This window comes from Solihabitans fulvus (assembly GCF_008386585.1).
GTDB lineage: Bacteria > Actinomycetota > Actinomycetes > Mycobacteriales > Pseudonocardiaceae > Solihabitans > Solihabitans fulvus.
The window spans coordinates 1-8,610 of the sequence record NZ_VUOB01000175.1 but is presented as its reverse complement, the minus strand read 5'-3'; the positions used below and the strand labels follow the sequence as shown (position 1 = coordinate 8,610).

The following is an 8,610-nucleotide window of genomic DNA, read 5'->3' as shown; positions in this document are numbered from 1 at the left end:
GTGCCGAGGTCGAGCATGCCGGTCAAACGCGCACACCACTGATCCCGGTGGCTGCACCACATCGAGCAGCGCACCGGGAGCGAGATAGCCGACCTCCTCAACGGCGGGCGGCCTGGTGGCAGCGACTTACCTGATGACTGGCGGGGCCACGACGTTCGCCAGGGCGCTGTGCCTGTACAGATGTATGAGGCCGAATGACCTGTACCGAGCCGAGGAGAAACATGGCCGACTCGAATCTCGCGTTCCTGGGCTTGAACACGGTGGCGTGGCAGGGCATCGGCACGATGATTGCCACCGCGGCCTTCGTCGTCGCGTTGTCCGTGGGGTGGTCCCAGCTGGCCTCGGCCCGGAGAACCCGCCTCGAACAGGCCAGGCCGTACATCGTCGTCGACATTCTTCCGGGCAATGCCTCACCGAAGATGTTCGACCTGGTGATCACCAACGTCGGCAAGACTCCAGCCTACGGCCTGGAAATCGCCTTCGATCCGCCTCCTCGACGGGCCATCGAGGAAACCGGCTTCGAACTGAGTAACACACGAATTCTGACCGAGCCGACCCCGATGTTCGCGCCGGGTCGGGAGTTCCGCATGTTTTTCGACAGCGCCGTCGACCGTTACAACAGCAGCGAACCCATGCGCTTCCGAGTGACCAGTACCTACCGCGACAGCAGGAACAAGCGGTACAGCGAGCACGCCACGATCGATTTCGACGTCCACCGCGGCGCTATGTACACCGAGGTCTACGGCGTACATGACGCGGTTGGCCACCTGAAGACGATCGCCGTCGCCCTCGACAAGGTCGTAGACCGTAGTAGTGGCCCCGAAGGACGGGACCCCAGGACCGGTCCGCGCTGGGCGCCTCGTCGCGCGTCGATCTCGTCTAGGCGACGACGGGCACCTTCCTTGCCTGGCTTGAGATAGCGCTGCTGGTCCCGCCGTCACAGGGGACTACGCACGCAGGTCGTGAACTCTCCCGGTGTCGTCCAGCCGCGCGGTCAGGCGGTGCCGGTCGAGGCCCCTGTGGCGGTGTCGACCGGGCCCAGCGGCGTGTAGACGTGACCAGCCGGGTACCGCGTCTGACCTGGCACGCACCGCTCGCATACATCCCGACCCGGTGCCCGCAACTGAAGCCGCTGGCCGCACCGCACGCAGTTCTCGTAGATCCGCTGGGCGGGATCAACCGCACTCGACGTGTCGGTCTCGTCCGGAGTGGTCGTCACAGCCGTCACTGTCGCCCAGATCGACGCGGATCACCAACCCCGGCCAGCGTGAGCCCGGCTACACGGGCGGCCCAGTCGCAGGCGGGCGCACGACCAAGCACATAACCAGTTCTCGGTATCTGCTGGCCAGCGGTCCAGCGGGAACCTGTGCCGAGGTCGAGCATGCCGGTCAAACGCGCACACCGTTGACGAGCGGCAGGCTTCCTGCGGCACCTGGCTGACCGACGCGGAAGAGGACAAGGGCGGGCTACGGGCCCAGGTCAGGGCCGTGGTCGGTGTCGAGTTCGGCCTCGGCGTGCCGGTGGAGATCAGTGTTCCCCGTCGTGTCCGCTGCACCGGACAGCACGCTGCGAAGGCTGCTGGATCGCTCGCGCAGGTCGATGACCTGCGCTGTGGTGCGCCCGCCGGCGCGCTCTGCGTTCGTAGTGTCCCGGCCGGTGAGACGGTCGGTGCGGCTGGGCGGCGAGGTCATACGGCCGGTCACGGTGGATTGCACAGCCTGGTAGTAGGTCCGCGCGGTGTGCAGCAGGTCCGTTGGTTGGAGACCGGGATGTTGGGCGGCGGTCTGCACGGCCTTGGCCGCGGTGGCGGTCAGCCGCGCCACCGCGCCCCGCATCACGACATCAACGGCCCAGTCCGGAGTGCCGACCGGTGGGTGGGTGGTCAGCTCCACGAGGCGTTCCACCGACAGTCCGGCGCTTTGCCTGCCGGCTGCGGTGCGCTGCTGTTCCCAGGCGATGGTTACCGGTTCGACCGGGCGACCAGCCCCGCGCATCTCTACTGCGGTTTGGTACGCGGCGCTGATCGTCGGGTCGGCGAAGTCGGTGGGCAGCAGCCGATCCCGCCAGCGGTCGAGCACACGCGGTTCGGTCAGCATGTAGGCCATTACGGAGTTCTCCGCGATCGCGATGTCGCGCTCGTCGGGCGCGTCGGCGAACAAGTCCAGGCCGGTGTCGACAACGTCCCGGTTCACCGGCGCCACGGTATGCGACGAGACCTCTTCAAGGGTCCGGTCCCAGGACGCGGTCGTCGGGTTGGCGCGGTCCCACCGCTGCGCGACGTGCTCGATCTGACCCAGCGCGGCGTGCAGTGTGGACAGCAGGGAGGTCAGCTCCGGCACCGCGTCGGCGGCCTGGCCCACCTGCATCCCGTTGCGCGCCACGGTGCGTCGCAGGCTGGCCTCCAGCACCATCAGCGCCCACGCCTCGGGCTGTGCAACCTCGGCCGACGGCGCGGTGGCCACGAGCGTGTGCAGGTACGGGCCGGTGACCAGGTGGGCGTCGGCGGCGCTGCTGGCGGCGACGCGGGCGTGCAGGCTGACCGGGTCGACGCCGGGGACCTGGCTGCGTGCGGCCTGTTCGGCCTGCCACTGTGCCGCGTCCTCCGCGATGATCGCGTCGCGTTCCCATTCGGTCAGCTCGACCGGTTCGCCGTCCTCGATCTTGTACTGGGTGTGGCTGTAGACCATGCCCCCGTAGACGATGTCGTCCCCGATGACGTCGCGGTAGAAGTCGAAGTCGTCCTCAGGGCCGTCCTCGATCGTGTACTTGGTCCCGAACTCACGCGGGTCGTACTCGCTCTCGTGGCGGATCACGAACTCGTCGACACCGGTCCGGATCGCTGTGAACCGCTGGCCGTCGTGGACGAACCACGGCGTGATCTCAAGTTCCGGGTTCGCGGCTAGGGCGGCGACAGCCGCGGCCGTCAGTCCCCCGTCCGCGTCCAGCTCGCGCTGCTGCATCCACTGGTCGTAGGCCCGATCGGGGTCGTACTCCTGGTATTTGGCCACCACCTCCGCGACGCGGTCGGCCAGCGCGGCGTCCGGTGTGCCGTGAGGGAGGTCGACCTCGGCGATCTGGAGGTACTGGCCGGCGCGGTCCTGGGCGGCCTCCATCTGGGCGCTGCTGATCTGTTCGCGCTGGACGTGGTGCACGGTGATGGCGGGTTCGTCGGCGTAGAGCGCCCAGACCCGGTCGGGGGCGGCCTTGGCGGCGGTCGCCTCGGCCACCATGTCGCGTAGCTCCCGGAACACCACGGTGTGTGCGGGCCGCCAGAAGTCGCCCGGTTCCAGGGTGCGGGCGATCTCGGTGACGTGTCGGGGTTGGAGCAGCAGGAATCCCAGTAGCGCGCGCTCGGCGTACTCGCGCGGGGTCATCGGGCTCATGAGCGTCGCCCTCCCCCGCCGGTTCGGACGGGCAGGGTCGCGCGCAGCCGCGCGTAGCGGTCGGCGTCGTGGTCCAACCGCGCGGCGAGGTCGGGGTCGGCCACCGGCCGGTAGGAGTCCTGGCCGGTGGGGATGGCCCACCATCGGCCGTGCAGGCGGGCCGGGCCGGGCACGCCTTCGGGCAGCAGCGGCGCGGCGGTGCCGGCGGCGATCAGGTGGGCCATGGCGGCGGCGCGGATGCTCTCGGTCATGGTGTGGGTCCCCTTCCTGGCGGGTGGTGCTCGCCCATCGGCCGGCACCGCGGCCGCTACAGCTCGGGTTCGATGTCGTAGTCGGGAGGCTCGTCGTCGGCCAGCGCGTTCAGGTACGCCTCGTCGGTGTCCCCGGCCGCGTCCGCCTCGCCGTCGACTCTCCACTCCTCATTATTAATGTCGGCTTCAGTTACGTTTTCTGGTTCATCATGCGCCGACGCTGTACCCGATGTCACGTTCTCGGCTGGTGTGAACCCGACCCGCTCGACCAGGCGCTCGCGCACCTCGGCCAGCCGATCCCGCAGCCGCGCGGTCCGGGCCACCAGCCCCGCCCCGACGGGCTCCACCCCAGCTGTGGTGGACCCGCCGGCCGAGGTGCGCAGGTACGCCTGGACCCACGCCCGCGCCCGGCCCTGCTCGCCGCGACCAGCGGCCGGCAACAACACGGCGTCGCCGTCGGGCACGTGCCAGCGCTCCCGGTAGGCGGCGACCTGACCGGCGCGGGCGACCCACTGCTCCCGCGCCACCGGGTCCTCGGACACCGGGCCCAACCCGGCGGCCCACGCGGGCGGCTGCTCGGCGGCGCGGTCGCCGAGCGTGCGCACCCGGTCGGCGATCTGCTCGGCGCGCCGCCGCAGCCAGACCGCGAGCTCGGCCCGATCACCATCGGCCTGGCCACCGGGTTCGGGGGGCGGGGTGGGCACCCAGCCGGGCAGCAGCGCGGGGCGATCGCCGCCGGGGCCGACGGTGGGCATGGCTGCGGCGACGCGGTGGTGCAGCACCTTGGCCACCGACTCCGCGGTGCCCAGCTCCCGCTGCCGGGCCCGCGCCGAGAGCAGCGCGACCGGGTCGGCGCCGGCGTCGCGGGCCTCGTTGAGCACGGCGTACAGGGCCGGCCACGCCGGGTCGACCAGGATCTCCTCGGCGCGGCGGGGCACCGCCTGGCGCACCCAGCCCTCGGCCTCGGCGACCGCCTGCGGTCCCCGGTGCACCTGTAGGGCGTGCTGGTACTGCGGGACGGCCGGGTCCATCCGCCACGGGGAGTCCAACGCGTCGCGCAGCGCCTCGGTCGCCGAGAGCTCCGCGCCCTCGCGGGCCAGGATCGCGGCGAGCGCGTCGGCGGCCTCGCGGGTCTCCCGGTAGCGGGAGAACAGATCGCCGGGCAGCGTGCGCGGTTCGTCCAGCGCCAGGGCCTGCTCGGTGTCGAGGTAGGCGTGGTTGCCGTCGACGCCGCGCGACAGGGCCACCAACGCGGCCTCCCGCGTGGCCGACGGGGACAGGAACGACCGGGCGATGTCCACGGTCAGCCCCTGGGCGCGGTGGATGGTCGCCGCGTAGCCCAGCTCCACCCACTCCGCGACGTACCAGGCGGGCAGGGTGACCCGGCCGCCGTGGCGGCCGTGGCGCACCCGCATCCGCCCGTCGGGATAGCGCGCCTCGACCTCCCACAGGTCGCCGTTCTTCACGTACTCCCGTCCCGCGAACAGCGCCAGGCGCCGCCGGTTGAGGCGCGTCACGACCCGGTCGCCGACGCCGGCCACGGTGCCGTCGTGCAACCCGACCCCGCCGTGTTCCACCAGGCCGGCGGCGCGGCGCTCGGTTTGCGCGCGGGCCGAGAGCTCCCGTGCGACCTCGGTGGAATCGGAGATCATGATGCTGGTGTGGCCCGCGCCCAGGTCGCTGTTCCAGTCGGCGTAGAGCCGGTCCAGCACGGCGGCGCGGATCCCGCCGTGCAGCCGGCCGTTGGCGGCGTAGAACCCGATCGCGGCCGGGTCGCCGACCCGGACCAGCAGCACCGCGCCGGCCTCCTCGGGGCGGCGGAACCTGCGCACCTCGGTCAGTTCGACGCCGCCGGCCTGACCGAACAGCAGCCGCAGCGCGCCGCCGGCCTCGACCGCGGTCAGCTGCCGGTGGTCGCCCACCAGGCGCACGACCGCGCCGTGCTCGGCGGCCACCGCGCGGACCTCGTCCAGGGTGCGGGTGCCGGCCATGCCGGCCTCGTCGACCAACACCATGTCCCCCGGCTCCAGGTCGATGTCGACGCCGGACTGGTGGGCGACCACGAGGCTGTGCAGGGTGTTGGCGCGGATCCCCAGCTGGTCGCCCAGCACCGACGCGGCCGCCGCCGAAGGAGCCAACCCGACCACCCGCCCGCCTGTCGCGGATTCCCAGGCTTCCCGGACCGCGCCCATCGCCACGGACTTGCCCGTGCCCGGCGGGCCGATCGCCACGCACAGCGCCTGCCCGCCCGACACGAAGTGCTCCACCAACAACCGTTGGCCGGCGTTGAGCTCGATCGGCGTGCCCTCGGCGCGGCGCCGCGCCTGGAACCGGTCGATGGCCGCCTCGCGGGCGCGGTCGGACACGACCGGGCCGCGCCTGCTGTGGGCGTCGGCGACCAGCCGCGACTCCGCCGCCAGGATCGCCTCGCTGGTGAACAGCTCGCTGCCGTGCCGGTGGAACACGCCCTCGCCGGACTCCCGTTGCAACAGCACCGGCACCGCGTCCAGCTCGACGTCCAGGCGCACCGACTCGCGTCCCAGCGCGTACTCCACGACGGTCTCCACCGCCCGCTGGCGCTCCCCGGCGGTGTCGAAGGCGACCGGCCGCAGCGCGCGCTGCGCCTCGGCGCGCACGTGGTAGACCGTCCACGTCGAGCGGTCCTGCGACACCCGATCCACCACCGCCGCGGCCACCGCGGCCAGGTCGCCGACGGCGGCCGGCGCGACATCCGGACCCGGGTGCAGGCAGCCGTCGATCACCTCCTGGACCGGGGCGCCGGGGCGCAGCCGGCGGGCGGTGGCGACCCAGCCGCGGACCTGGTCGGCCAGGCTGCGCAGCTGCTGCTTGTCGGGCCGCTGCTCCAGCGTGGCCTGCTGGGCCAGCCGCATCTGCACCGTGCGCGGCGGGCTCCCGCCGTGCTCGCGGACGTACTCGGCCAGCAGCCGTTCGTAGCGCGCCTCGACCTGCGTGCGGCGGCGGGAGAACCCGCGAATCCACTCCGCCGGCATGCCCGCGACCTCGCGCACCGAACGCTTGCCCGCGCCCTTGGCCACCTCGACGAACGCCACGCCCAGCTGCTCGGTCAGGCCCTGCTCGACTAGCGCGTTGTACAGCTCGCTCATGCTGACAGCGACCTTGAACAGCTGCTGGCCGTCGATCGTGCGCCACGTCCCGTCGGCGGCCCGCACCCGGTTGGCGACGGCGACGTGGGTGTGCAGGTCGGGGTCGCCGGCGCGGGAGTCGCGGTGCAGGAACGCGGCGGCCACGAACCCGGAGGTCGCGACCTGGGCGACGCCGCCGGCGCCGATCCTGGTGAACGCCGCCTCGCGTTCGCCGTAGGCCAGCGCGGCCCGCCAGGCGGCCTCGTGGACTTCGGCGACGGTCTGCTGGACCCGCTGGTCGCCCAGCGCCCACAGCAGGGAAACGCTCTTGACCGGGGAGAACACCAGGTCGTAGCCGGCGACGGGCTGCCGGGCCCGGCCCAGCTCGTCGACGAGGTACTTGCGGACCTCCTCGCGGGTCGGCGGCGGCGCGTCCGGGCCGGCCGCCGCGGCCATGAGCGTGCGCGCGACGGCCATCTTGATGTCGCGGCGCTCCTGCACCGACGGGCGCCGCGCGTGGTCGCGCTCGAAGTCGCGGTAGGCCGCCTCGACCGCGGCCACCAGCGGCACGTCCTGGCCGTAGACGGCGAACCTGCGGCCCAGCCGGGCCGCCTTGCGGGCCTGCTCGTAGGTGTCACCGGCGGCCTGGCGGGCCTTGATGTGCTCGTTGGCGTCGGGTCGAAGACACTCGCCGAACAGGGCCAGCATGTGCTCCTCGGTGACCTCGCCGTCCATGCCCAGATCCGCGCGTCCGGACCCGGCCCACTGCCCCGGCGGGTTGCCCTGCGCGGTGTAGTAGCCGGTCAGGGAGTCGTGTGCCGACCGCGTCGTGTCGGCGCTAGCGACCTGGCGCGTCAGGTACTCGTAGCCGTTGCCCGCGTGCAACGGGTGGCAGGTCATGGTCACGCCGATCACCTCCCGCCCGAGAGACAGGACCGAGACACTCCACCACTACAAAAGTGAGGTTCAGTTACTGCGTGGCTAGTTGAAGCGTAAGTCGAGCCCGCTTCGTGTCAACTGTTACTCACTTTTAATGTTCGGGTTTTCACGGCAGAGGCAAGGGTGTAGGCGCGTAGGCGCGAACCGACCGATTTGCGTCCGCACACTGCTAGTGCAAGAGGTGTGTCAGTTCTGGATCTTGAGTGGTGGGGGAGGGGAAGGGCGCGGCGGTGGGTGGCCAGAGTGCGGTGAGGACGGTGCGCGAGTGCTGTGAGCTGGGGTTTTGCGGCGCTGTCGTGGGCTGGTGCGTGGCTACTCTGGAGCGATGAGTCCACGAACAGCAGCGCTGACACAGGCGAAGGAGGCCGCGCGGGCACGCAAGGCGCGCGCGGACCACGAGGCCGAGGACGCTCGCCGTCGCCGCGACGCAGCGGAGTTGGCGGCCGGCACCGAGTTCGAGGTCCACCGGCTGGCCCGGGGCGAGGTCCGCAGGGCGGAGCGGGACTGCGAGGTGGCGATGGGGCGCGCCGTCCTCGCGCTCCTGGAGCTGGACAACACCGTCGAGCGCGTCGCCGAGCTGACCGGCCAGGACGCCAAGGAGGTCAGGCGACTGCGGGCACTGGCGGCCGAGGCCGGCTCGGCGACGCCGCAGGCCGCGCCGCCCGCGCCTCGGCGCTCGCGCGCGACACCGACCACGGAGACGACCCCGGTGCCGGTGGTGGACGCAGGCGCGGCCTCGGCGTCGGCGCCGGCGGCTGCCGGGGGCCCCGAGCCCGCCGGCGTGACGGCACCGCAGTAGGCCCCGGGGACGATCGTCTCCGGGGCGCTGGGCCGGTGATCTGGCGCGGCGCTCCTACTCGGCGGGCGGCACCCTGTCGGCCTCGTCGGGGGAGGGGGGGTGGCCGGGCTGGCGGCGCACCGCGGACCGGCCGG

At 72.3% G+C, this 8,610-nt stretch carries 5 protein-coding genes; 2 read left to right on the top strand and 3 right to left on the bottom strand.

Going from position 1 to position 8,610, the window contains the following annotated elements:
- Window positions 1-221 precede the first annotated feature (221 nt).
- Entirely contained in the window at window positions 222-920 is a 699-nt protein-coding gene (locus tag F0L68_RS41110) for a DUF8453 domain-containing protein (protein WP_149855335.1), read from the top strand.
- A gap of 546 nt (window positions 921-1,466) precedes the next feature.
- Here the strand turns inward: F0L68_RS41110 and F0L68_RS41105 are convergent.
- The 3 genes from F0L68_RS41105 to mobF are packed head-to-tail and all read right to left on the bottom strand — an operon-like array spanning window position 1,467 to window position 7,638.
- Window positions 1,467-3,383, bottom strand: a complete 1,917-nt coding sequence (locus F0L68_RS41105; RefSeq protein ID WP_188317124.1) for a DnaB-like helicase N-terminal domain-containing protein — start codon at window positions 3,381-3,383, stop codon at window positions 1,467-1,469.
- Window positions 3,380-3,634, bottom strand: a complete 255-nt coding sequence (locus F0L68_RS43035) for a hypothetical protein (RefSeq protein ID WP_188317123.1) — start codon at window positions 3,632-3,634, stop codon at window positions 3,380-3,382. Before F0L68_RS43035 ends, F0L68_RS41105 begins: the two co-directional genes overlap by 4 nt.
- A 56-nt stretch (window positions 3,635-3,690) precedes the next feature.
- Window positions 3,691-7,638, bottom strand: a complete 3,948-nt coding sequence (mobF, locus tag F0L68_RS41100; protein ID WP_223199612.1) for a MobF family relaxase — start codon at window positions 7,636-7,638, stop codon at window positions 3,691-3,693.
- Window positions 7,639-8,002: 364 nt separating this feature from the next.
- Between mobF and F0L68_RS41095 the strand changes: the two genes are divergently transcribed.
- Window positions 8,003-8,476: a hypothetical protein gene (locus F0L68_RS41095; protein ID WP_149855332.1), complete on the top strand. Its 474-nt coding sequence runs from the start codon at window positions 8,003-8,005 to the stop codon at window positions 8,474-8,476.
- Window positions 8,477-8,610: the final 134 nt, after the last annotated feature.